General features: G+C 35.1%; 19 protein-coding genes. 9 read left to right on the forward strand and 10 right to left on the reverse strand.

Annotated features, from left to right (window positions below):
• The first annotated feature begins 42 nt into the window (after positions 1–42).
• The gene (locus MOC86_RS24865; RefSeq protein ID WP_268586591.1) at positions 43–2,214 is read left to right on the forward strand and encodes a Z1 domain-containing protein; all 2,172 of its coding nucleotides are present in this window, start codon (positions 43–45) and stop codon (positions 2,212–2,214) included.
• A gap of 358 nt (positions 2,215–2,572) precedes the next feature.
• Here the strand turns inward: MOC86_RS24865 and MOC86_RS24870 are convergent, their stop codons facing one another.
• Complete coding sequence (locus tag MOC86_RS24870; RefSeq protein ID WP_268586592.1) at positions 2,573–3,355, reverse strand: cytochrome c oxidase assembly protein; 783 nt, start codon at positions 3,353–3,355, stop codon at positions 2,573–2,575.
• Positions 3,348–3,815 (reverse strand): DUF2243 domain-containing protein, encoded by a 468-nt coding sequence (locus tag MOC86_RS24875; RefSeq protein ID WP_268586593.1) that lies wholly within the window; start codon positions 3,813–3,815, stop codon positions 3,348–3,350. The genes MOC86_RS24870 and MOC86_RS24875 overlap by 8 nt, the downstream gene beginning before the upstream one ends.
• Positions 3,816–4,234: 419 nt before the next feature.
• Here MOC86_RS24875 and MOC86_RS24880 point away from each other — a divergent pair, with 419 nt between their 5' ends.
• The gene (locus MOC86_RS24880; RefSeq protein WP_268586594.1) at positions 4,235–4,957 is read left to right on the forward strand and encodes a DUF421 domain-containing protein; all 723 of its coding nucleotides are present in this window, start codon (positions 4,235–4,237) and stop codon (positions 4,955–4,957) included.
• A gap of 120 nt (positions 4,958–5,077) precedes the next feature.
• Entirely contained in the window at positions 5,078–5,716 is a 639-nt protein-coding gene (locus MOC86_RS24885; RefSeq protein ID WP_243520799.1) for a spore coat protein, read from the forward strand.
• A 113-nt stretch (positions 5,717–5,829) separates the two neighbouring features.
• Here the strand turns inward: MOC86_RS24885 and MOC86_RS24890 are convergent, their stop codons facing one another.
• Positions 5,830–7,293 (reverse strand): aldehyde dehydrogenase family protein, encoded by a 1,464-nt coding sequence (locus tag MOC86_RS24890; RefSeq protein ID WP_268586595.1) that lies wholly within the window; start codon positions 7,291–7,293, stop codon positions 5,830–5,832.
• Positions 7,294–7,668: 375 nt separating this feature from the next.
• Between MOC86_RS24890 and MOC86_RS24895 the strand changes: the two genes are divergently transcribed.
• Positions 7,669–8,859, forward strand: a complete 1,191-nt coding sequence (locus MOC86_RS24895) for an amidohydrolase (protein ID WP_268586596.1) — start codon at positions 7,669–7,671, stop codon at positions 8,857–8,859.
• Between the two features lie 94 nt (positions 8,860–8,953).
• Here the strand turns inward: MOC86_RS24895 and MOC86_RS24900 are convergent, their stop codons facing one another.
• From MOC86_RS24900 to MOC86_RS24910, 3 genes are all read right to left on the reverse strand, one after another.
• Positions 8,954–9,229, reverse strand: a complete 276-nt coding sequence (locus tag MOC86_RS24900; RefSeq protein WP_268586597.1) for a hypothetical protein — start codon at positions 9,227–9,229, stop codon at positions 8,954–8,956.
• 184 nt (positions 9,230–9,413) lie between these two features.
• Entirely contained in the window at positions 9,414–10,511 is a 1,098-nt protein-coding gene (locus MOC86_RS24905; RefSeq protein WP_268586598.1) for a Gfo/Idh/MocA family protein, read from the reverse strand.
• A 70-nt stretch (positions 10,512–10,581) separates the two neighbouring features.
• Positions 10,582–11,748, reverse strand: coding sequence for a Gfo/Idh/MocA family protein (locus MOC86_RS24910; protein ID WP_268586599.1), 1,167 nt, complete (start codon positions 11,746–11,748; stop codon positions 10,582–10,584).
• A 338-nt stretch (positions 11,749–12,086) separates the two neighbouring features.
• On the opposite strand from MOC86_RS24910, the gene MOC86_RS24915 reads away from it, so the two are divergent.
• From MOC86_RS24915 to MOC86_RS24935, 5 genes are all read left to right on the forward strand, one after another.
• Positions 12,087–12,758: a GntR family transcriptional regulator gene (locus MOC86_RS24915; protein ID WP_268586600.1), complete on the forward strand. Its 672-nt coding sequence runs from the start codon at positions 12,087–12,089 to the stop codon at positions 12,756–12,758.
• Between the two features lie 494 nt (positions 12,759–13,252).
• The gene (locus tag MOC86_RS24920; protein ID WP_268586601.1) at positions 13,253–14,806 is read left to right on the forward strand and encodes an MFS transporter; all 1,554 of its coding nucleotides are present in this window, start codon (positions 13,253–13,255) and stop codon (positions 14,804–14,806) included.
• A 212-nt stretch (positions 14,807–15,018) separates the two neighbouring features.
• Positions 15,019–16,119 carry a mannonate dehydratase gene (gene uxuA / locus MOC86_RS24925; protein WP_268586602.1) on the forward strand — a complete coding sequence of 367 codons (1,101 nt, stop codon included), beginning with the start codon at positions 15,019–15,021 and terminating at the stop codon, positions 16,117–16,119.
• A gap of 272 nt (positions 16,120–16,391) precedes the next feature.
• The gene (uxaC, locus tag MOC86_RS24930; RefSeq protein WP_268586603.1) at positions 16,392–17,822 is read left to right on the forward strand and encodes a glucuronate isomerase; all 1,431 of its coding nucleotides are present in this window, start codon (positions 16,392–16,394) and stop codon (positions 17,820–17,822) included.
• Positions 17,823–17,861: 39 nt separating this feature from the next.
• On the forward strand, positions 17,862–19,487 hold the full coding sequence (locus MOC86_RS24935) for a mannitol dehydrogenase family protein (protein WP_326847762.1): 1,626 nt from the start codon (positions 17,862–17,864) through the stop codon (positions 19,485–19,487).
• Between the two features lie 294 nt (positions 19,488–19,781).
• Here MOC86_RS24935 and MOC86_RS24940 read toward each other — a convergent pair whose 3' ends face one another.
• From MOC86_RS24940 to MOC86_RS24955, 4 genes are all read right to left on the reverse strand, one after another.
• Positions 19,782–21,281 (reverse strand): alanine/glycine:cation symporter family protein, encoded by a 1,500-nt coding sequence (locus MOC86_RS24940; protein WP_268586604.1) that lies wholly within the window; start codon positions 21,279–21,281, stop codon positions 19,782–19,784.
• 258 nt (positions 21,282–21,539) lie between these two features.
• Positions 21,540–22,493, reverse strand: a complete 954-nt coding sequence (locus tag MOC86_RS24945) for a proline racemase family protein (RefSeq protein ID WP_268586605.1) — start codon at positions 22,491–22,493, stop codon at positions 21,540–21,542.
• Positions 22,490–23,527 (reverse strand): proline racemase family protein, encoded by a 1,038-nt coding sequence (locus MOC86_RS24950; RefSeq protein WP_268586606.1) that lies wholly within the window; start codon positions 23,525–23,527, stop codon positions 22,490–22,492. Before MOC86_RS24950 ends, MOC86_RS24945 begins: the two co-directional genes overlap by 4 nt.
• Positions 23,524–24,699: an NAD(P)/FAD-dependent oxidoreductase gene (locus tag MOC86_RS24955; RefSeq protein WP_268586607.1), complete on the reverse strand. Its 1,176-nt coding sequence runs from the start codon at positions 24,697–24,699 to the stop codon at positions 23,524–23,526. The genes MOC86_RS24950 and MOC86_RS24955 overlap by 4 nt, the downstream gene beginning before the upstream one ends.
• Positions 24,700–24,761: the final 62 nt, after the last annotated feature.

Below are 24,761 nucleotides of genomic sequence, written 5' to 3' on the forward strand. Positions count from 1 at the left end.
AATGAGCAAAGACTATGATGAAAGAGGAGAAAAAGATTCAGCATGAATGAACAGCTTATTCGGGGTCTATTCTATAAAGGACTGTTGAAGAAGAATGATTATTCCCCGGAAACAGAGAAGTGCATTTTTAATGCGCTCAAAGGATTGAAAAATAAAAAGACAACGGCAAATAAGCCAGGGATGCTGCTTGGGAAAATCCAAAGCGGAAAAACGAAAACGTTTATTGGAATTACAGGATTAGCTTTTGATAACAATTATGATATTGCAATTGTTCTTACAAAAGGTACAAAAGCTCTTACAAGGCAAACGTACGAACGTTTGAAAGAAGAATTTTCTTCGTTTCAGGCTCATGATAAAATACAAATTTATGACATTATGAATCTTCCAGACAATCTCATTCAATATGAACTAAACCAAAAGCTCATTTTTGTTGTGAAGAAAGAAATTCACAATTTAAAAAGGCTTCATAAAGCTTTTTTTGAACAATATCCGCTTCTTCAGAACCGAAAGATTCTTTTAATTGATGATGAAGCAGATTTTGCTAGTGTCGGTTTCTTGAAAACAAAAAAAGAAGCTCATGAAATAAGAGTTATCGCAGGGGAGATTGATCAGTTCCGGAAGAAAGTTGACAATATTTCCTTTTTACAAGTGACAGCAACACCATATTCTCTTTACCTTCAGCCTGAACATTTGAAAATCGATGGCTCTATTCAGGAGTTTCAACCTGTGAAGCCTTCATTCACAGAGCTTGTTCCTGTATCTGACGGCTATATTGGAGGAGAGTATTATTTCGAAGAGAGCACAAGGAAACGATCGCTTGCTTCTTATCTCTATGAAGCGATTCCATCGCATGAGCTTGCTATTTTAAAGAAACCAGATAGAAGGCGGTTCAAACTAGAAGAAGCGTTAACAAGTAAAAGGATTGAATCGCTTCGCACAGCGCTCCTTCAATTTATCGTTGGTGGAATTATCAGAAGGCTACAGCAGCGGCAAATGAGAAAAAGAGAGATGAAATACAGCTTTATCGTCCATACTGAGCAAGCAAAAGCAGCGCACGAATGGCAAGAAACGATTGTGGTTGAGATGAAACGAAAGCTTCAACAAATGGCAGCTGAACAGCCTCTTGTTCTTTATAAACTCATTAAGCCTATTTATGCTAACTTAAAAAAATCATTAGAAAGAATAAAAGGGGAAATTCCAACGCTTCAAGATGTTCAGTATGAAACATATTTTTACTTACAAAACGATTATGTACTTGTGACAAAAGTAAATTCAGAAAAAGAAATATCAGAGTTTTTAGATGATAAAGGACAGCTGAAACTTCGAGCACCTCTTAATATTTTTATTGGCGGACAAATTTTAGATCGCGGAATTACCGTACAAAATTTAATTGGTTTTTATTATGGACGAAATCCAAGAACATTTCAGCAGGATACCGTTTTACAGCACTCTCGAATGTTTGGTTACAGATTCAAGAAAGATTTAGCGGTCACTCGCTTTTATACAACGCTTGAAATTTATCAGGTGATGAAAAAAATTCACGAATTTGATACATCACTACGGGAATCTTTTGAAAAGAAGAGCTATGAAAGAGGTGTTGTATTTATAAGACGTGATGAAGATGAAAAGCTTGTTCCTTGCAATCCAAACAAAATCTTACTGTCTAAAACTGTAGCGCTAAAACCATTAAAGCGCCTGTTGCCTGTTGGTTTTCAAACAGGTTATAAATCAAATATTGAAAAACATGTAAAAGAGATTGATCAAATCATAGAAAGGAGAAAAAGAAAGGATGGAAAGCCCTTTTTATTTCCTCTTGCAGAAGCTGTAAAAGTGATCCGGAAAATTAAATTAACACATGATGAGAAAGAAGGAGAAAGTTGGGATGATGCAGCTTTTCTTTCGAGTCTCACGTACCTTTCTAAAAATTTGAACTCTAAATATAGTGGCAATGTATTATGTATTGTAAGAGAAAATCGTAACATGAGCCGGATAAGAAGCAATCATCGCTATGAAGATGCACCAGACACAGCTTCAAATGAAGAAAGTGAGCTAATGCTTGCAAAACGTATTGCTATTGATACACCTGTGTTGATTTTACTTCGTCAAAATGGAAAAGAAGAAAACGGCTGGCGAGGCGGTCCTTTTTGGTGGCCTATACTTGTGGCGCCAAAAAATACAAAAACAACGATCTTTACAGGTGGAGTATTAGAATAGGTGAGGCATGATATGTCTCACTTGTTTTAATTGAAGGCGATTTGTGACTATGAGGAATTTATTTGGTGGTGTAAGGAAAAAGGATCCGCCTGTTTGAAATAAGTTGCTTAATATTCTTTCTCCATAGCCGAAAGACACTGTAGACTTGTGAATGAACAACATAAAAGAAAGAGAAAAAAGGATGAAGAATGTAAATTCTTCATCCTTAGCTTTTAACAAAAAAGCAATAACAAAACCTATTTTGTAGCATACAAGCGGAACAATCATCTAGGTAGTGTTGTTAACGTTTAAAATATAAATCTCCTGCTTTTTTTCTTTGCTTATCTATTCTATCTCAATGTTGTTTAAGGTGAGTGAACTAAGCATAATGTGCTTCAGGACTTTTTCGCGGTTTTGTAGAGTTAAACCATTGTAAGCAAAGAAGAAAAATAAGCAATGCGTCGATGATATCTCCCCCGTAGTACATTATCATGCCGCCAAGTTCAGATTCATGAACGGGTACTCCATTAGGCGGTTGTGCATAAATATATTTAGATAAAATTCCATGACTTGCTAGTGCAAAAATAAGGACAATCGTTCTGTACAGATAAGAAAAGCGATGTGACACAGGATCAAAATAAATCATAGAAATTGTAAAAAGATAGCCTGCTATAAACATGTGAGCATGAATGAAAACATGCAATAAAACATGTTCATGCATCATACTGTACAAATTTGTAGTATAAAGCAACCAAAGCCCGCCAACATTTAACAATGTTGCCACAACAGGATGAGTAAAAAAACGTGAAAATCTGCTTTTTAAAAAGGCAGAAAGCATTCTAGCTCGTTTCTTAGGAAGCGTACGCAACAAAAGCGTTATTGGAAAAGATAAAGAAATCAACAGCGGTGAGAGCATGACAAGCAGCAAATGTCCAACCATATGTAGAGCAAAATTAGAATGAGCTCCCTCCGCAATTGGACCGCTAACAGAGCCTACTGCACAAAGAATACCTAAAGCAAGCAAAACTACTCTAGAAAAAGGCCATGTTTTATAGCGAGAATTAGAATGAAATACAGAAAAAAGATAAAGGAACAATGCGATAAGAAATGGAGCAGCTAAGATGAAATCTTCTCTAACTATATGATGATGCATATTATTCATAAGAATGACGTCCTTGTTTCTTTTTGCTTATTTGTAGTAATACAATTCCAGCTCCAATCATCAGAAGGGCTAATCCATTCCAAATAGTATCATATATCCATAAGGTATCAACATAGCGGATTTGATGAAGGCCCATAAGCTTATGTTGAATAAGTCCATCGTAAAGCTGAAATCCTCCTGTCCCAATCCAAAAGCTACCGTGCCACTTTTTAAACTTCAGAGCATTTCGGCGGCGTAAGTCGGCAAATAGAAACAAACCTCCAATTGTGGCAAACCAACTGAAGGCGTGAAAGAAACCGTCAGATATGATGCCAATTTTGGTTGTTGAACCATCATAAAAATGATGCCACTGTAAAAGCTGATGAAAAAAAACTTCATCAATAAAAGCAGCAAAACCAATTCCAATAAGAATACCTGAAAATACATTTCGTTTGCCATAGTTTAACGATGCTTTGCCCATTTTATCATTCCTTTCTAAAAAAGGTACTACATACCACTTTCCCAACTCATCTTTTCTGTAAACGATTAAAAGAAAGTCTAAAAAAGCCAATTCTTATTCTCATTGTTCTCGTCCTTTTCTTTTACTTTTTCTTAAAAAGAGAATTTTATTTTCCCATTCAGAAATATTACGCTTTTTTTAGACAGTGCAAAACTAAAAGAATATATGGTGTATGCTCTGCAAAACCGTTTAGAAAAAGTCTAGCTAGAATATATAAATGGTATAAAAAAGAACGACTAAATCTCTATGATCCAATAATGAATCAAATAGAGAACGTGCTTAAACATCACACTTATTAAATTCTAGAATGTATGATACATGTTTCCTTTTCTTTACGGAAAAAGTAAATATATATTTATACAGAAAAGGCAGGAGGGGAAATGGAACTTTTAAAAGAGCTAATGCTTATCTTTGGGCGAATAGTCACAATTATCCCTTTACTTTTAGTTGTAACGCTTGTAATGGGAAGAAGGGCAATTGGAGAACTTCCTGTTTTTGATTTTCTTGTTGTTCTTGTATTAGGATCTGTTGTTGGAGCGGATATTGCAGATCCGAATGTTGAACATATTCATACATCTATAGCTATTGTTTTAATTGCTTTTCTTCAACGTATTATCGCAAAGTCGGCCATCTCATTTCGAAGATTTGGAAAGCTTATTACATTTGACCCAACGGTTGTCATTAAAGATGGTCAAATATCAAGAACTAATATAAAAAAGATACGCTATTCACTTGATAATATCTTGCAAATGTTAAGAGAAAACGGAGTTTTTGATATAACACATGTTCATCTTGGTATTATTGAATCAAACGGGAAGTTAACTGTTTATAAACATCCTGCTAACGATGTTGTAACGGTAAATGATTTAGGTATTGAAAAAAGTCTTGATGGAATTGCTTATCCTGTTGTGATTGAAGGGAAAGTATATAGAAAGGTACTAACAGACCTCCATTTGACAGAAGAATGGTTAAATAAAGAATTGGAAAAGAAGGGGATTAAAGATATAAATCGTATTTTCTTAGCTTCTGTTAATGAGCGAAATGAAATGTATGTTTCACTTTATGACTCGAATCCAGTTATTAAGCCAGATGTTATTCATTGACCACCATTTAAAACTAAAAAAATCATCTTACCTATACCATTATTTTTATAAGGAATAATTTTTGTTTGTTGTTTTATACTAACTGCGAAAATATGGTTCCAAAAGGAGGAGATTTAAATGATGCAAAATCAACAAGGTCAAACACATCAAAACATGCACACGGGGAATATTCCACAACACATGAATCATGGTGGACATGAAGTCTTTGATGTGCAAGAAGTATTATCAGGAACAATTGGTACTCTAAATTCTTATACGTTGTTACGTCAACATGTACAAGATCCTGAATTAAAAGATATTTTGGAACGCCAATATCAATTTATTCAAGATGAGTACAATACAACAGTAGAATGTTTTAAAAGTGGCCAAGATCCTTCCAAACCAACGCAGAGTTATAAGATGAAGCAAGGTAATGACTTTGTATATGGTCTTAAACCATCTCAACCTAAGAAGCCTTTACAATCTGTAAATGAAATTACAGATGAATGTGTTTCAAGCTGTATGCTTGGCTCTGTAAAGTCATGTGCAACAATGAAAACAACAGCAGCTCTTGAAACAACTAATCCAGTTGTGCGCCGTGTGCTTGCAGATTCTATCCCAAATAGTATTGAAATGGCATATGAGCTTTCTCTTTATCAAAACAAACATCATTATTATCAAGTACCACAACTTGCGCAACAAGATATGCAACAAATGTTAAATGCATATGCACCTGCTCAAGGACAGCAAAACATGCCAAATAATAATACAACTCATTAATATTTATCTATTAATGACGAGAACTCATGGAACCTTTACTGGTTCCATGAGTTTTATTTTTGCGTATGACTAAACAATAAGAAGGGAAGGAATGAAGGCTATTCTTCCTCCGATTAAAACGGAAATTCTCGATATTTATCTTGGATAGAGATCCATTTTAACTTTGTAAATTCATCAATTATCCATGGGTTTCCAAACCTTCCTAGACCACTTTGCTTATTACCGCCAAACGGTATATTAGATGCATCATTTACAGTTTGATCATTTATATGGGTCATCCCACTGTCAATTTTCAATCCATATTCTTCGCCTTTTTTTAAATCGGAAGTAAATATAGCAGAACTTAGGCCATAGATAGTGTCATTAGCTAATTCAATTGCATGATCATCGGATTCAGCTTTGATAATTGAAACTACTGGGGAAAATAATTCTGACTGAGCAATTTCATCAGAATTATTTACATCAACAAATACAAATGGGGTTAACACGTTTCCTATTCGTTTACCTCTCAGCCCTAGTTTGTTGCCACTTTTCTCAGCTTTTTCAATTAATTCAAGGACTTTTTCTATTTGTTTTTCATTAATCAGCGGACCAATTACTGTATCCCGCTTTGTTTGATCTCCGTATGGTAGCTTTGAAGCTCTTTCCATAAATTTATTCGCAAAGTCTTCATATAAATCTTTATGTACGATAAGTCGATTGATACACATGCAAATTTGTCCTTGATGCATAAACTTCCCAAAAATAGCTGCATCAACAGCCTTATTAACATCTGCATCTTGAAGAACGATAAAGGGGTTATTTCCACCAAGCTCTAATGCAACACGTTTGAGATTTTCTCCAGCTACTTTCCCTATATGTTTTCCAAATCCAGTAGAACCTGTAAAAGCAATTAATTGTATCACTGGGTTTTCTAACATTTCGTCCTTGATTTCATCAGGAGTCGTAAGGATAGACTGAAATACGCCCTTCGGTAATCCAGCATAATCGAAGGCTCGTGCAATAATAGAACCCCCTGTTAATCCAACTTGTAAATCTGCTTTATGAACAACTGTATTTCCAAGCGCAATAGCTGGAACAATAGAACGCAGTGATAAATTCATTGGAAAGTTAAAGGGGGAAATTGATGACACGACGCCAAGTGGTTGACGATAAACTCTATTTCTTTTTCCTTCGATTGTCGAAGGGATGTCTATTATTTCATCAACAGCATCCATATATTTAAACGTTTCTTTTAGTACATCAATGGAAAGATTCAATTCTAATTCGGATTTAAGTAGGGTTCCTCCTGTTTCTTGACTGATAATCTGAATAATATCCTTACGATTATTCTGAAGGAATTCAGCTGTCTTACGGAATATCGTTTTTCTATCATTGACAGATGAATGTGCCCAGTCTTTTTGTCTTGCTTCTGCTATTTTAAATGAATCCTTTACTTGTTGTAATGAGGCTAATTTAACAGAGGTTATGACTGAACGATCATATGGATTCATAATATCTTCTGTACGTTCTGTATCTCCATCAATCCACTCTCCATTAATATAGTTTTTATTGTACTTATTTTTAAAATCATTCACTTACTATCCACCTCTTTCCAAATATTTTTGTATTTTTCACCTTTTCAGTATGGTTTATGTATAGGATAGCATTTTACCCTAGATTATAAAAGTTACCTTTACACTCAAATGTTTCTTCAATAGTTATATGAAAGATTCTTCTTACTTCTATAGAGTGTGGTACATTTTCGAAAGGAAAAATAAAAATTTTTTCTTGATTTTTGTGTAAAAAATTAACAGTATAGAAGTTATTATTATACGGCACCATTGTAAATGCAATCTTTGGAATAGTAGTATTCATAGTCAGTTTGTTCATGTCGTGATTACGAAAAAATTAATAAAGCAGAGAAGGAGAAACCTCAATAATTAAAAGATTTAGTAGAGAGGGGCACTAAGATGAAAGAAACATTGATGAAGATGTTAGAAAATCGCAAAGATGAGATGATTAACATCCGACGGTACCTCCATGAAAATCCGGAACTATCATTTCAGGAGAAGAAAACTAGTCAGTATATTGTAGAGTTTTATAAAGGAAAGAACGTCGAGATACAAACAAATGTAGGTGGAGGATATGGCATTATTGTAACGATTAAAGGAGAGAAAGAAGGAAAAAAGATTGGCTTACGGGCAGATTTTGATGCTCTTCCTATTCAAGAAGAAACGGATGTACCATTCAAGTCAAAGAATCCGGGGGTTATGCATGCCTGTGCACATGATGGACATACCGCATATTTAATGATCCTTGCCGATTGTTTAATCCAGCTAAAAGATGAGATCCCAGGAACAATAAAAATTATTCATCAACCAGCTGAGGAAGAACCGCCTGGTGGGGCAATTGGTATGATTGAGTCAGGTTTAATTGATGATTTAGATTATATTTTTGGTGTTCATTTACTACCTCTAGGGCCTGCAGGGGTAGTTGGATATAATAGTGGATACGTTTTTCCTGGGCGAGCATACTTTAAATTAAAAGTACAAGGGATAGGAGGGCACGGTTCTTCTCCCCATCTAGCAAATGATGCTATTGTAGCTGGTGCATATTTTGTCACAGCTGTTCAAACCGTTATTAGTCGACGATTAAATCCGTTTGACATGGGTGTTGTCACAATCGGTTCTTTTGATGGCAAAGGTACATTCAACGTGATTAAAGATAAGGTGGAACTTGAAGGTGATGTCAGGGGCATGACTGAAGAAACGCGGGAATTAATTGAAAAAGAAATTTGTCGTATTGCAAAAGGAATAGAAGAGGAATTTAATGTAACATGTGAGTTAACTTATACGCCTGACTATCCACCGCTATATAATAATCCAGAACTAACCAAGATGGTGGAAACTGCTTTGAAAAATACAAATGATAGAGATATTAAAGAAGTAAAAGAGTTTCCTAAATTATCGCCATCAGAAGACTTTGCCCATTATGCAAAAAAGTTTCCAGCTTGTTTCTTTTATATTTGCTGTACACCTAAAGGCGTAGAAAAACCTTATTTCAATCACCATCCGAAATTTGATATTGATGAAGATGCCCTTTTAGTAGCAGCCAAAGCAGTTGGGACTGTTATTTGCGGTTATTATCAAATTAATGAATAACCAATTGCTATTGATTGTCTTATCAAAAGAAATAACAGCCCATATTTTTCATTTTCTTAAATAAAAAAGAGAGCCTTAAGACTCTCTTCTTTATTTAATCATCATTTTGATTTGACATAGAAATAGGAGAACCAGTAGAAGTATGTTCATTGACCCAATCTCGTGTTGTATCCGAAACAGCGGACCAGTTCGGAATTTTATCTTTGTTCTGCTGAATCCACTTCATGCAAAATTGAGGATCAATGCTATGTTGTTCACACTCCGATAAAAAGGCTTGAACAGTAGATTCATTGCAGTTTTCCCACGTTCCACAAGTTGTGTGCCACAAGCTTTCCATTTTCTCCTGTACAGACTGATTTTCATTTAACATATTTCTTCCTCCTTGTTATATACTGTCATTGGTATAAAAGATACATAAACAGTATGTCCAAAGGAATTTAAAACATGTAGCTTCAAGAGAAAGTCAGGATGTTTGCACAAAGACGAACTAGAATATTTGATTTAAGTAGTTGTTTGGAAGTTTTCGCGTCAAAGTTTAAAATAACTCTTAATTTTTAAACTCTATTTACTTTAAATTCATTATTTACATAGATGGCGTCTCGTTGTGCAATTAAGCACAGTTCGGCAGCTTTAAAGGTATGTTCTTGAGTCATAGCATTTTCCGTATCATTTAAACAATCTAATATGAGTTCACCAAAGTAAGGAAAGCCTACTTTTCCATTTAAAGAAAAATGTTGCTCTGTATCATGGTTCACTAGATATAAGTGATCTCCATCTTCGTCTCTAGCTATATCAATATATTTGCGAATTTCAATATATCCGTCTGTTCCAAGAATAGTTGTACGTCCATCTCCCCAAGTTTTAAGTCCATCAGGAGTAAGCCAGTCTACTCTGAAATAATTTGTAGCTCCATTATCAGCGATTAAAGTTGCATCGCCGAAGTCTTCAAATTCAGGATACTGATGATGTTTGTAATTGCCAATTTTGCTATGTACGACTTTTGCATCTTTTGCACCTGAATAGAAGAGAAACTGCTCAATTTGATGGCTACCAATATCACATAGGATCCCACCATAATATTCTCTCTCAAAAAACCAGTTTGGTCTGCTTTCTACATTACTACGATGTGGACCAGTTCCAAGAACTTGGACTACTTTCCCAATGGCTCCTTGTTCAATCAATTGCCCAGCAAATACTGCACTTTCTACATGTAACCGTTCACTATAATAAACAGCCCATTTAAGTCCTGTTTCAGCGGTTTTCTTACGTGCTAACTCTAATTGTTCTAATGTTGTAAACGGGGATTTATCAGTAAAATAGTGTTTACCATGATCTAATACACGTAATCCTAAATCACAACGCTTAGATGTAATCGTTGCTCCTGCTACAAGTTTTACATCAGGATCTTCAAGAATTTCTTTTTCATTTTGAGCTGGCTGTACTTGAGGATAAGTTTTACAAAACTCTGCTACCTTTTTTGAATCTTTGTCATATACCCATTTTAATGTAGCACCAGCTTCAATTAATCCATTACACATCCCGTAGATATGTCCATGATCAAGACCGATAGCTGCAATGATAAATTGTCCCTCTGTAACAACAGGAGCCCTTTTTCCTTTAGGAGCATAATTCATTCCATCGTTTCTTTTCATCATTCTTCCTCCTTAAAAACATTTTAGAGTTTGTGATAAGGTTTAGATACATGACATTAAATGATTATATTTATCTCTCTTTATAATCTCTTCCGACTGTTATCGTATCATCTGAGAAATTTTCTACGCTGCTTTTTTTCTCATAAAAGTGTTTAACATTGGCTAGCATTCCTTTACGTGTATAAAAAGGATCGTCTGATAAAAGAGGAAGCTTTACATTTACTCCTAAGTTGGCTGATTTATAGATAGCTGTAATAAGTTCAAGCGTCTTTCTTCCTTCTGTTCCATCAATTAAAAGCTTGTCACCTTTATTAATAGCCATTAAGAAATTGTTTATTTGTCCAGTATGACCTTCAAATTGTAGCTCTGGATATTGATCAAAAGCTTCGTGAATTTGATCTTCTAAATTTTCATCATTTTTTTCTTGAGGAAATCCATTTTCTTTAGATATTTGAGCTGTTACTTTCCAAGGAACAGATATTCTTGCTTTTTCACCTTGGAAAATAAGTTGCTGTTCTTCTCCGTGATGAACAACAGAGCTTGTTACTTGCGCTAAACTGCCATTGTCATAACGAAGTACAGCAACAGATAAGTCTTCAACTTCCGCATTATCATGTAGAGCATTGCTAGTTACGGCAAAAATATCAGTTGGCAATCCTAACATCCATTGCAACATGTCAATATGATGTACTGCATGATTTAGTGTGCAACCTCCACCTTCTTTTTCCCACGTGCCTCTCCACCATAAGTCGTAGTAACTATGGCCGCGCCACCATAACGAATCAACTTGAGCATGAGCAACTTTTCCAATCATTTTTTGATCAAGTACATGTTTTAATCTCATAATGGGCGTTAAGAACCTATTTTGAGCAATCACCGATAAAAGTTTCTGACTCTCAATAGCTGCTTTTATCATTTCATCACATTCTTGTAAGGAAGAGGCCATAGGTTTTTCTACTAAAACATGTTTTCCTGCTTTAAGAAAATCAATAGCAATAGCCGCATGCATATAAGGAGGGGTACAAATAGACACCGCATCAATATTAGAATCATGTAGTAACTCTTTGTAGTCAGCAACAACTTTGACTTCTAAATTATATTTCTTTGCCAAACTTCCAGCCTTTTCAGGATAAATATCAGACATAGCTACAATTGTACAAATTTCAGGCATTTCGAGATAAGCTTCAATATGTGATGTTGAAATAGAGCCAGTTCCTATAATGGCAATGTTGGTCATATGAATCTTTCCTTTCTGTAAGAAAATAGTTTTTTAAGGCAAAGGCATAGATAGCGCTTTCAAAAAATATTAACTCAGTCTCTAAAAGGTACTTTGATAGTTTATAGATATACTAGTATGGTAGTACAAACCGTATTATAATATAAATATTCTGAATTTTAAATACTTTTTTAGTTTTTTATTTTTGAGGCATGGTGATCTTTATCGTAAAAATCTTTTTAGGAATTCTAAACATTTCGAGATTTTAATAGAGTAAAAAACAGAAGAGTCAAAAAATATATGTTGCTTTAGTGGACTTGTATGGTAGTATGTTAGTGAAAGGAGTATAGATGATAAATATGAATTTAAAAAATCAAAGTATTTCGACTAGAGAACAAGTTTACCATATGTTAAAAGATCAAATATTAAGTCTTAAACTTGCTCCTGGAACCAATATTTCTGAAAAAGAGATTTCAGAGCAATTTCAAGTTAGTCGTACACCAGTAAGAGAGAGCTTTTTAAAATTGTCACAAGAAGGGCTGCTAGACATCTATCCTCAACGGGGGACCTTTGTTTCTTTAATTGATTTAGATCTTGTAGAAGAAGCAAGATTTATGAGGGAACACCTTGAAAAGGCTATTATTAAGTTAGCCTGTGAGTGTCTTCCTAAAGATACGATGATTGCCTTAGAAATGAATTTAAATATGCAAAGAATATGTATTAAAGAAAAAGACTATAAAAAAATGTTTGAGTTAGATGAGGAATTTCATAGAACAATCTTTGCTGGATGTAACAAAGAAAAAACATGGTTAATTATCCAACAGATGAATGTTCATTTTAATAGAAGCCGTATGTTAAGACTAGTAACAGATTATAACTGGGATGGTATTTTGCTTCAACATGAAAGTATTTTTAAAGCGATACAAAACCAAGATGTACAAGAAGCGGAACAACTAATGGAAGAGCATTTAAAACTTGTTATTATAGACAGAGAATTGTTAAAGAAAGAGCATCCACATTATTTTAAATAAAAACTGAACTTGTATTAGCTAATGTTCCCCTAACTTGAAATATTGGCCCATATAATAGGGATCTCTATTACATGGGCTCCTTATCTATTAATCCTTACGTTCAGCTTGTTAATCTATGAATAAAACATTATTTATAAAATTCCTCCTAGAAGGGGAGTAGATTTATAGACATTTTTATGAACAGTAAAAACTAAAATGAAAACGCATTCAAAAGAACGGTTTATTGTAATAAACAGTAGGCTTATCTTTTCGTATTAAAAAAGACCATTTTAATACGAAAAAGGAGGTGGTGGAAGATGACTTTACCTATCAGGTTTCATAATAAGTATAACTATTAATTAGAGTTAGTGTAATTTTAGTTCTTTTCTTTTCAAGCTGCCTATGACTTATAAATAAAGGAGGAAAGGAGTTGAGCATGAGCAACCAAAAAAAATTACTATTCTTATACTATTCACAAAGTAATCTCTTAGGACATATTTGAGAGGAGAGAAAGAATGAAGTTTGCAAATAGAAAATTAACAATGAAGAATTTTATTGGTTATGGAACAATGGACTTATTTGGAGGTGGAGCCTTCGCAATTATTGGAGCATGGATGTTATATTTTTATATTACCTTTTGTGGCCTTACTCCTGTTGAAGCAGGGTCAATTATTGCCATCGCCCGTATTGTTGATGCCATTGCAAGTCCACTTATGGGCCATATCACTGATAATTTTGGACGCACAAAACTTGGAAAGAAGTTTGGAAGACGTAGGTTTTTTCTATTACTTGGAGCTCCTTTAATGGTTATTTATTCTCTACTTTGGATTTCTGATATGAGCTATTGGTATTACTTGGTAGTATACATTTTGTTAGAGTTCTTGGCAGCAATGGTGTTAATTCCATTTGAAACTCTTGGAGCTGAAATGACAGATGATTTTAATGAACGAACAAAGCTTTCAACTATCAGATTAATCTATTCAGGATTAGGGACATTTTTAGCTACTTTTATTCCTGGTCGATTATTTGAGATATTTGGGAAGGACTCACCACAAGCTTTTCTTTATAATGGGATTATTTTTACGTTTATCTTTATGGCTTCGCTGTTAATCACACATAGAACAACATGGGAACGTAATATAGAAGAAGATATTACAAAACCTTCTGCAACCGAAAAATTGCCTCTTATGGAAACTACAAAAAAATTCATCATTGATTTATCATCTACTTTAAGAATTAAAAGCTTTCGTCAACATCTCACAATGTACATTTGCTCTTTTACAGCAATGGATATTTTAAATGCAGTTTTTGTCTATTTTATCGTCTTTTCGTTGAACAAAGATGCTGTATTAGCATCTGATTTATTATCTATTGGATCGCTCCTTCAAATGGTATGTACATTATTGTTTGGATGGCTTGTTATTAAAATTGGACCAGCCCCATCACTGAAAATATCTTATTTTGCGATTATGATAAGTATAAGTGGTTACATATTTTTATATTTTACACAGCCAACTTATATGATTATTGCCTTGTACATTCTTTCTACTGTGTTAGGAATTGGGAAGAGTGGCCTGTATTATATTCCATGGAATATTTACACGTTTATTCCTGATGTAGATGAAATGGTAACCCAAAGAAGAAGAGAAGGCATATTTGCAGGTATTATGACCTTTACACGTAAAAGTACTACAGCATTCGCAACTTTCTTAGTAGGGGTTATTTTGCAAGAGACTGGATTTAACGCAAATGCAACGACCCAATCAACAACAGCGGTAAATGGGATTACGAGTATTTTATTTTTTGGAACAATTGGACTTATTATTATTAGTTTAATTGTAGCTTTTAGATTCAAACTATCTAAGAAGACTCACTCTATTATGCTTGCAGAAATTAATCGATTAAAAGCCAATGGAACAATGGAACAAGCTGATGAACAAACACGCATGACATTGAAAGCGTTAACAGGGTGGGAATATGAAAATCTTTGGGGAAATAATAATGTGGGGTATCAGCACCCATCCACCAATTTTAGAAAGTCTGATTTTAATCAAAAAGACTTGAATTAATACAATTTTTTATTAGGAGATTTAATAAAGTTGAAATATTATGAAAATAAAATATAATAATAGCTAAGCTACCATATTAGTATGTTAGATTTACTTTTAAAAGTTGATTCATGAATAAAGAAAGGGGGACTGTTAGTTAAAACCTTTTACTTAAAGAGATGAATTAGTATATTTATACGCTGGATTTAAATAATGGAGAGGAGATAGATACTATGCAAATGACATTTCGATGGTATGGGGAAGGAAATGATTCTATTACATTAGCTAAGATTCGTCAAATTCCTGGAATGAAGGGAGTTGTATGGGCACTTCATGATGTACCAGTAGGGGAGGTTTGGTCTGTTCAACGAATAGAAGAAGTAGTGAACCAAGCTAAAAAATACGGGTTAAATACCGATGTTGTTGAAAGTGTTAATGTGCATGAAGACATAAAACTTGGACTACCTTCAAGAGATCAATATATAGAGGCATATAAAGAAACATTGAAAAATTTGAGCAAATTTGGCATCAAAGTTGTATGCTATAATTTTATGCCTGTATTTGACTGGCTTCGTACGGATTTATTTAAAGAAATGGAAGATGGCAGTACAGCCCTATTTTTTGATGCTGAAAAAGTCCATGCTCTTACACCTGAACAAGTCGTGAAAAATATGGAAGAGAATTCAAATAATTTTACTCTTCCTGGTTGGGAGCCTGAAAGATTAAAAGATTTACAAAATCTTTTTAATCAATATAAAAGCATAACAGAAGCACATTTGTTAGATAATCTAACTTACTTTTTAGAAGAAGTTTGCCCGATTGCTGAACAATGTGGTATTCAATTAGCTATTCATCCGGATGATCCACCGTTCTCAATCTTTGGTTTACCCCGTATTGTAAAGAATAAAAATGACATTCAAGCAATTCTAAATGCTGTCAATAGTCCTTCGAATGGGTTAACATTTTGCTCTGGTTCTTTAGGGGCAAACCCTAACAATGATTTAATTGATATTTTAAGATCCTTTATTAGCAGGGTTCCTTTCGCTCATATCCGCAATGTAAAACATTTTGAAGATGGCAGTTTCATTGAATCTTCTCATCGAAACGAAGATGGATCTCTACCGATTACAGGAATCGTCAATACGTTATTTGAACATGACTTCAAAGGTTATGCTCGTCCTGATCATGGAAGACATATTTGGGATGAAGTATGTAGACCTGGATACGGTTTGTATGATCGAGCTTTAGGCGCTATGTATTTACAAGGTGCATGGGATGCCAATGTATCGTTAAGGAAGGGCATTTTTGAAAACATACATGTTCAAAACACTTAATATATTCCCTGATTTTTTTGAAAAATGCTTTTTGACTTGGAAGCGCTTTATTCGTTTTTATTTACGAATAGACAAATAAGGATGATTGTAACTAGTAAAAATCCCCTTTATAAACTAGGGATATGACTAAAGTTATGGAACACTGATAGGTTAATTGAAAGCTAAAGGTTTTTATGAGTGCTTCCCATTTATAAAGATATAGGACTACAAATGAATGATACAAAAAATGAATTCCTTTATACAAAAGCTTTTGAATAGGAGTGATGAAACAAATGAAACCATTTATGAATAAAGACTTTTTACTTCAAACTGAAACAGCTAAAAGACTTTTCCACGATTATGCTTCTAAAATGCCAATCTATGATTACCATTGTCATTTAGATCCACGCGAAATTTATGAAAATAGAACTTATAAAGATATGACAGAATTATGGTTAGAGGGAGACCATTATAAATGGCGTGCAATGAGGGCGAATGGTGTAGACGAATATTATATTACTGGAGAGGCTAGCGGATATGAAAAATTTGAAAAGTGGGCTGAAACGGTTGAGAAATTAATAGGAAATCCACTTTATCATTGGACACATATGGAATTAAGACAATATTTTAATGTAGAAACTATTTTAAAAAGAACTACAGCAAAAGATATTTGGGATATATGTAATGAGAAGCTAAAGGAGCAAAATTTCTCAGCAAGGGCGTTAATTAAACGCTCAAACGTAACATTCATCGGAACGACAGACGATCCAATGGATGATTTACATTATCATAAGCTATTGAAAGAGGATAGGGACTTTTCTACAACTGTTTTACCATCGTTTCGACCAGATCAAGTTATGTCTATTCAACATGAATCTTGGACAGATTATGTCAGAGATTTAGGAGATGTAGCAGGAATTCGCATAACCAATTTTACAGAACTGATAGATGCCTTAGAGAATAGGCTGGATTATTTTCAGAACATGGGCTGTAAATTGGCTGATCATAGTTTAGAGACAGTTGTTTTTGAGAAAGCCACCCTACAAGAATTAGATACGATTGTGGAAAAGAGGTTAAATGGGGAAGCTCTTTCATTAAAGGAAATCTATCAGTTTCTAACGCAATTGCTAGTAAGGCTTGGAAAGTCTTATAGTCGGAGAAAATGGGTTATGCAATATCATATTGGTGCTTTAAGAAATGCTAATTCTCATCTATTCTATAATATTGGTTCAAACATAGGTTGTGACTCTATGAAAGATGACCCTATTGCTATCCCTTTATGTCAGTTGCTTGACGAATTAGATAAAGTTCAACAACTTCCTAAAACAGTTTTATATGGATTAAATCCAAAGGATAATGAATTATTAGCAACAATAGCAGGGAATTTCCAAAGAGGGGGAACACCTTCAAAAGTTCAATTTGGTTCTGCTTGGTGGTTTAATGACCATATAGATGGTATGGTTGCTCAAATGAAAACACTTGGCAATGTAGGAGTATTATCTAGATTTATTGGAATGTTAACGGATTCACGTAGCTTTTTATCATACAGTCGCCATGAGTATTTCAGACGAATCTTATGCAATATTTTAGGTGAATGGGTTGAGAATGGCGAATATCCATATGATTTAGAATGGCTAGGGCAAATTGTCCAGGATATATCCTACAACAATGCTTCGGAGTATTTTGAAATTAAACTGAAAGAAGCCATCATTTCCCCGTCTTAAAGATAAATAATAATGTAGGAGTTAGGAGAAGGTGTACAAATGCTGCGATTAGGAAAAGAAGAATTAAAAAATAAAAAAAATTGCTTTGAGAAGATAGGAATCAAAACACCGGAATATAACTTTGAGGAAGTTTGGGAAGCTACGAAAAAAGAGCCCCTTTGGTTACACATTGGAGGAGGAAATTTGTTTAGAGCCTTCCACTCGGTCTTACAACATCATTTAATAGAATTAAAAGAAGCTGATAAGGGAATTATTGTTGTTTCAACTAGCAATGATGGCAAGATAGAAAAAGCTTATCATCCTTACGATAATTTGTGTTTAGATGTTACCATGAAGGTAGATGGAACATTGGATATGGAAGTCATAGCAAGTGTTGCAGAAAGTATCACAGCAGATTCTAAAACTTCATCTTGGAAAAGGTTGAAGGAAATCTTCAGGAATCCTTCTCTGCAATTTATAACACTTACAATTACTGAAAAAGGATATAATTTAAAAGATATTGATGGGAAAATCCAGAGTTCTATTCAAAAAGAAATTGAGCAAGGACTTGATAACCCAAAACATACAATAGTAATATTAACAGCACTTTTATTTGAACGATATCAGAATGGGAAAGTACCATTAGCATTGGTAAGTACAGATAATTTTTCTCATAATGGGGATAAGTTAAAAGAGGCTGTTATGACAGTAGCTTCTATGTGGAAGGAAATGAATACTGTAGATCAAGGGTTTATTGAGTATTTAAATGATGAGAAGGTTATTACGTTTCCATGGAGTATGATTGATAAAATTACCCCGAATCCTTCTTTAGATGTACAAGAGAAATTGAAAGAAATAGGATTCGGAAGTATAGATTTAATTCAAACGCGAAAAAATGGACCAACAATAGCGCCTTTTGTGAATACTGAAGAATCTGAATACCTTGTTATTGAAGATTCTTTTCCAAATGGAAGACCGTCTTTAGAAAAAGTTGGCGTGTATTTTACGGAAAGAGAAGTTGTTGATCGCGTAGAAAGGATGAAAGTATGCACTTGTTTAAATCCGCTGCATACAGCATTAGCCATATTCGGTTGTTTGCTTAATTATACGTCGATTGCTGCCGAGATGAAGGATAAAGATTTGAAGGCATTAGTAGAGAAAATTGGGTATGTTGAAGGTATGAAAGTAGTGGTGGATCCTGGGGTTATTAATCCGAGGGAATTTTTGAAAGAAGTAATTGAAATACGCTTTGCGAATCCGAACAACCCAGATACACCACAACGAATCGCAACAGATACTTCACAAAAGCTAAGCATTCGTTTTGGAGAAACATTAAAATTATATGTAGAAAGAGACGACCTAGATGTAAACAACTTAACTTTTATTCCATTAACAATTGCAGCTTGGTGTCGTTATTTAATGGGAATTAATGATGATGGTGAAGTATTCACGCTTAGTCCAGATCCTCTGCTAGAAGAGGTACAGCAACATATTCAAAAGATAGAGTTTGGAAATCCAAATTCCGTTCGTAATCATTTAAAACCTATACTAACAAATGCACAAATCTTTGGGGTAGATTTATATGAAATCGGTTTGGGAGGAAAAGTAGAAGAATTTTTTAAATTCCTAATTAAAGCACCAGGTGCAGTAAGAACAACCTTGCATAACATGGTGAGAATGCCTTAGATGTTTACTGAGGCAAGGAATAAAAAAGGCCAAGCACTTTTTTTAAAAAGTCTTGGCCTTATATATATTTCTAAACCTCATATCATAATCTTAGTTAAGAATTCTGCCTATCCCGAAAGAAGGAGGATGTCTTTTCAAAATCAATAAGAACTTGTCCGTTAATTGTTTGGATTAGCTTTATAAGTCAGTCTCTTACAGGAAATCGTTTTCTAGTTACTAGGGGTGGTTCTTTACCAGTATAAGTTTCATATACTCTCTACAAGTTATTCGTGAGGGGATTGATATTCTATCGCTTTATTGCATTATTTTTGTCCCTGGTCCACCAGTAGACACTTTATCTTTGGAAGCCTCACTCTCTATCTCTCTGTATTTTTCTTCCCAGAAATCCGCTCCATCTATTTCTACTTTGCTTGGATCGAAAATTGGATCTTTTCCTGCTTTTCTTTGAACTTCATAATCTTTTAATACTTTTAAAGCTGGTTTTGTTAGAAGTAAAATAGCAATAAGATTAAGCCACGCCATGCTGCCTATACCTAAATCCCCTAGAGCCCATAATAAAGATGCTGATTCGACACTTCCAATATAAACCATGAATAAAAATACGATTTTCAGAATCGTTTTCAACCACTGCATTTTTAGTTTTTTATCAAGATAGATAAGGGTCGTTTCGGCAATATAATAATAAGCCATTAGGGTGGTGAAGGCGAAGAAGAAAATAGCGATAGATACAAATATTGATCCAAATCCCGGTAATACAGTGTCTACTGCTTCCTGAGTATAGATGGGGCCAGCTTCAATATTTCCCATCGTTTTCACAATGGGTTCTTTTCCTTCTGGAGTAACGCTATACATACCGGTTACAAGAATCATAAGAGCCGTCGCTGTACATACAACAATTGTATCGATATAGACTGAAAATGCTTGGACTAACCCTTGCTTGGCAGGGTGGGAAACTTCAGCTGCCGCCGAACTATATGTTGCTTCCCCAACACCAGCAACATTTGAAAACACGGCTCTTTTAACCCCCCAGGCAATCGCTGCCCCAACAATCCCACCAAAGGCCTCATTCACACCAAATGCACTTGAGAATATAAGGGCGAACATAGCGGGAACTTCCTTCATATTTGCAAATAAAATAATGAATGTAACGACCACATATCCTACAGCCATGAAGGGAACTATTTTGTCTGCGACATTAGCAATCCGCTTAACACCACCAAAAATGATTGTTGCAAGCAAAACAACCAATAAAACTCCAGTGATGTCCTTATTTATGCCGGATGTATTTTCAAATCCAACAGCAATAGTACTTGATTGTATACCGGGCAATAAGAATCCATAGGAAATAGTAACAACGATAGCGACTAACGAAGCAAACCATTTTATCTTTAAACCTTTTTCAATAAAGTAGGGTGTACCTCCTCGGTATTCATTGCCTACTTTACTTTTGTATACTTGGGCAAGAGTGGACTCGATAAAAGCACTGGCTCCTCCTAATAGAGCCATAATCCACATCCAGAACACCGCCCCTGGTCCTCCAAAGGCAATCGCTGTCGCTACACCTGCTATATTACCAATTCCTACACGTCCTGCTAGAGCCATACAAAAAGCCTGAAAAGATGATACTCCTGAATCAGAACTTTTGCCTTCGAACAGCAATTTAATCATTTCTTTAAAATAGCGTATCTGCAGAAAGCGGGTCGTAATCGAGAAAAATAATCCTGCTCCAAGGGCAAAGACAACTAATCCGAGGCTCCATACTTGTCCAACTAACCATTCCACTAATTTTTCCATCCAATTCCTCCCTAATATAATGTTTGTATGTTCAAGAAAAAAGATATTAATTATTTAAATATTCAGAAAAATAAAGTGCTGTTAGTACCAGTTTTTAAGTGCATAAGAGACAATTCGTTTTGGATGTCTGAGTGTTTATAGCTACCAAATGGGGCTGCGGTGCTTATATTGTAATCATTAATTTATAATTCCATACTTTTTTGATCACACACCTGCAGCTAGGCCAAATGGAGTTATTAGTTGCTTTTTTTATGTGAATTATTTTAATAAGAAACCAGTTGGTAAAGGATCTGTCGAATCTAATATAAATTTTTGTATTCCTGTAATAAAGCCACGGCTTGCCAACGTAAACGTATATCCACTTTCTGTTTGTTTGGCAGATTGTACAGTCAAAGAGCTCTCAAAAATACTTTCATTTACAAATGGTGGTTCCATGTACAATCTACTATTAGAAAGCAAGCTTGTATAACATGTCATTGTTGATCCAAAGCCAGGGGAACGAACTATATACTCATCATTACGAAAAGTGAGCGTTTTAATTCTCTTCTCTTCTAGATGGGAAGTATCCATTAAAATGATATTTTTTACAGGTGTTTTTGATTTGAGAGACTGAAGGACTGTTTTTCCCCATTTCTTCAATTCGGAAAGCTCTTCAATACGAATTTCTGCAGAAGTATCACATTTTTCAAACACAGCATATAATTGATCGGCTTGTACGAGAGAGAAGCGGGAATTTAAATGCTCATAAGGTAATGGAATATTTACGTGGGTTACTTGACATGGTTCACTTTCTATCAGAACCGAAACGACTTCATCATTCTCTATAGTAGCAGTAACTGGGATCACACCACTGACTGTTTCAATTTTGTATTTATTTGACGCCCTTGGTTTTAAATAGCCGCATTCCAGTAAAGCTGTAATCACGGCAACAATGCCACCATAATGAAGAGGGACTGTTCCTTCATGATTTAAAAATATGACTGCAGCATCTGCTTCCTGATTAACCGGCGGAATAATAAGACAGCCATTTATGCCTGCGAACCCTCGTGGTTCATTTAATAAAAGGTTGATTTCTTCTAGAAAAACATGCGAAAGCTGTTTATTTAATTGTTTCAAGTTTTGGTAATGAATGAAAGGTACGTCTTTGATAATACGAAAAGCTTCACCAGCTACGTGTACATCTATTGTTGAGTACATTTTTTGAATCTTCATTTTACGTCCTCCGTTTCATGTTGCATAGGGGGAATAAGTAAGAACCCTTCTTTAAGTGGATCTTTTTCGTTGTAGAAGAATTGATGCAACCCCATTAACCAAGCAGATCCTGTGATTCTAGTCACTACAGCTTCATGACCTTCCACATCTGTTGTTTCCAATATACGTCCTCTAAATAGGGAACCAACAATACTTTCATGAACAAAATCTTCGCCAATTGAAATTTCTTGATTACTATATAGCACGGCTAATTTAGCAGAGGTACCTGTTCCGCATGGAGAACGATCAATTCCTCCTGGAGGGACAATCACTGTGTTTTTTACATCTGCTTCTTCATGAGTTGGTTCAGTGAAAAATTCAACATGGGTTAACCCTCGAATAAATGAATATTGTGGGTGAATAATTTCTGTTTTTTCATTAATGGTGTTTCGAATGTTGATGGCTTTTTCGATTATGGTGGAAGCATTCTCTGGAATTAAATCCAATCCAACAGATTTAGCATCAATAATCGCATAAAAATTCCCACCATATGCAATGTCAGCATTGATACGCCCAATTCCTTCGACATCAACAGAAACTTTCTTTAAAAGAAATGCTGGAATATTGCAAAAAGAAACTTCTTTTGCTTTTCCATTTTCAACGGAAATATCCACCTCAACGAGTCCAGCAGGCGTATCTAGCTTTAATGAAGTAACAGGCTCTTGGACAGGGATTAATCCCGATTCAATTAAAGCAGTACATACACCAATCGTATCATGACCACACATTGGTAGATATCCACCGGTTTCTATGTAAATCACGCCAATATCTGCTTCTGGATGGCACGGATCGGTTAACAAAGCACCAGACATAACATCGTGACCCCGTGGTTCGTTCATTAAAAGCTTGCGGATCCAGTTATACTTCTTTTGCATATAAAGCATTTTTTCCGACATGGTTTTTCCTACTAGTTCCGGAAGACCACTAATCAGCGTCCTCGTTGGATTGCCACCTGTATGTGTATCAATTGTTGTAAAGACTTTTTGTGCTCTCATCGACCCAACACCCTTTCTTTAAAACGATTAAAGCTAAGCGGTTCAATAGGAATAGACGTTTCTTTTTTATTAATTAATTCTTCAACTATTTTTCCTGTTACTGCTGCTAAGCTGATTCCATCACCTTCATGACCAGCTGCAATATAATAGTTTGGAATCTTGTCCACCCGTGAAACGATTGGCAAATGGTCTTCCGTCCATGGTCTCAGCCCTGCATACGAACGAATTACCATCATATCTGCCATTTTTGGATAAAAGCGGATTGCTCTGTTAGCAATACATTTGATGATCTTGTTGTTTACTTTTGTATTAAAACCAACGAATTCTCTGCTGCTTCCAATTAAAAAATTCTGACTTTCCGTTGGTTCAAAGACAAGTGCTACCCCGTATTTTTCAGTTAGTGGATCAACACGACGCTGTCCCCCAAACTTAGAAATTAGGTAACCAAACTCCATTACTTTCCGAGCTCCTACATGTTCTTGTCTTGAGGCAACGATAATATGTCCTTTTCTCGGTTCAATCGGTATCGAAAGATCGAGCATTTTTCCTATTCGAGGAGCCCATACCCCAGCTGCATTGACGACATGATCTGCAGTAAACACTCCGTTAGTCGTTTCTACAGTAAATGAACGGCTATTTTGCTTTTTTATCCCCTTAACTTCAGTATGTTTGAAGGCTTTGGCTCCTAATTTTTTTGCTTCCTTGAGAAGAGAAAAAGCTAGTAGATAAGGGTTAACCGTGGAATCAGTAGCACATTCTAATCCGCCTAATAAGTCATCTGCAAAAAAGGGGGACTCCTGCTTAATATACTGTCGGTCAAGCATTCGAAATGGTAAACCAGCGGCTTTTTGACGGTCGACCCATTTTTGGGCTGCTTCCATCTCTTCGTCTGACTCACAAACAAGAATGCTTCCTGGAGCTCGGTATTCAAAAGGGTGCTCTAATTCTCTGCTTAATGTATCCACTAACTCCTGGCTAAATAACGACATTTGACTATCAAAACCCGGGTCTTTATCAATCGCCAAAATATTGCCGTCACATCGTGAAGACGTGCCACTGACAAATTCTCCTTTTTCAATTATGGTTACATCTCTACCATATTTAGAAGCATAATAGGCTATCGAACAGCCAATAATTCCTCCACCAATTACTAAAACGTCACAGTGTCTCACATATCTTTTCTCCCCTCGGTGAAATTGTTTCATCGTTAAATATTGCAATTAATGTGCCAACT

This window comes from Priestia endophytica (assembly GCF_026790145.1).
Taxonomy (GTDB): Bacteria; Bacillota; Bacilli; order Bacillales; family Bacillaceae_H; genus Bacillus_I; species Bacillus_I endophytica_A.

What these genes read in the sequence shown, in the direction of transcription:
- MOC86_RS24865 (WP_268586591.1), top strand. Translation starts at nt 43, where the DNA reads ATGAATGAACAGCTTATTCGGGGTCTATTCTATAAAGGACTGTTGAAG.
- MOC86_RS24870 (WP_268586592.1), bottom strand. Translation starts at nt 3,355, where the DNA reads ATGAATAATATGCATCATCATATAGTTAGAGAAGATTTCATCTTAGCT.
- MOC86_RS24875 (WP_268586593.1), bottom strand. Translation starts at nt 3,815, where the DNA reads ATGGGCAAAGCATCGTTAAACTATGGCAAACGAAATGTATTTTCAGGT.
- MOC86_RS24880 (WP_268586594.1), top strand. Translation starts at nt 4,235, where the DNA reads ATGGAACTTTTAAAAGAGCTAATGCTTATCTTTGGGCGAATAGTCACA.
- MOC86_RS24885 (WP_243520799.1), top strand. Translation starts at nt 5,078, where the DNA reads ATGCAAAATCAACAAGGTCAAACACATCAAAACATGCACACGGGGAAT.
- MOC86_RS24895 (WP_268586596.1), top strand. Translation starts at nt 7,669, where the DNA reads ATGAAAGAAACATTGATGAAGATGTTAGAAAATCGCAAAGATGAGATG.
- MOC86_RS24900 (WP_268586597.1), bottom strand. Translation starts at nt 9,229, where the DNA reads ATGTTAAATGAAAATCAGTCTGTACAGGAGAAAATGGAAAGCTTGTGG.
- MOC86_RS24905 (WP_268586598.1), bottom strand. Translation starts at nt 10,511, where the DNA reads ATGAAAAGAAACGATGGAATGAATTATGCTCCTAAAGGAAAAAGGGCT.
- MOC86_RS24910 (WP_268586599.1), bottom strand. Translation starts at nt 11,748, where the DNA reads ATGACCAACATTGCCATTATAGGAACTGGCTCTATTTCAACATCACAT.
- MOC86_RS24915 (WP_268586600.1), top strand. Translation starts at nt 12,087, where the DNA reads ATGAATTTAAAAAATCAAAGTATTTCGACTAGAGAACAAGTTTACCAT.
- MOC86_RS24920 (WP_268586601.1), top strand. Translation starts at nt 13,253, where the DNA reads ATGAAGTTTGCAAATAGAAAATTAACAATGAAGAATTTTATTGGTTAT.
- uxuA (WP_268586602.1), top strand. Translation starts at nt 15,019, where the DNA reads ATGCAAATGACATTTCGATGGTATGGGGAAGGAAATGATTCTATTACA.
- uxaC (WP_268586603.1), top strand. Translation starts at nt 16,392, where the DNA reads ATGAAACCATTTATGAATAAAGACTTTTTACTTCAAACTGAAACAGCT.
- MOC86_RS24935 (WP_326847762.1), top strand. Translation starts at nt 17,862, where the DNA reads ATGCTGCGATTAGGAAAAGAAGAATTAAAAAATAAAAAAAATTGCTTT.
- MOC86_RS24940 (WP_268586604.1), bottom strand. Translation starts at nt 21,281, where the DNA reads ATGGAAAAATTAGTGGAATGGTTAGTTGGACAAGTATGGAGCCTCGGA.
- MOC86_RS24945 (WP_268586605.1), bottom strand. Translation starts at nt 22,493, where the DNA reads ATGAAGATTCAAAAAATGTACTCAACAATAGATGTACACGTAGCTGGT.
- MOC86_RS24950 (WP_268586606.1), bottom strand. Translation starts at nt 23,527, where the DNA reads ATGAGAGCACAAAAAGTCTTTACAACAATTGATACACATACAGGTGGC.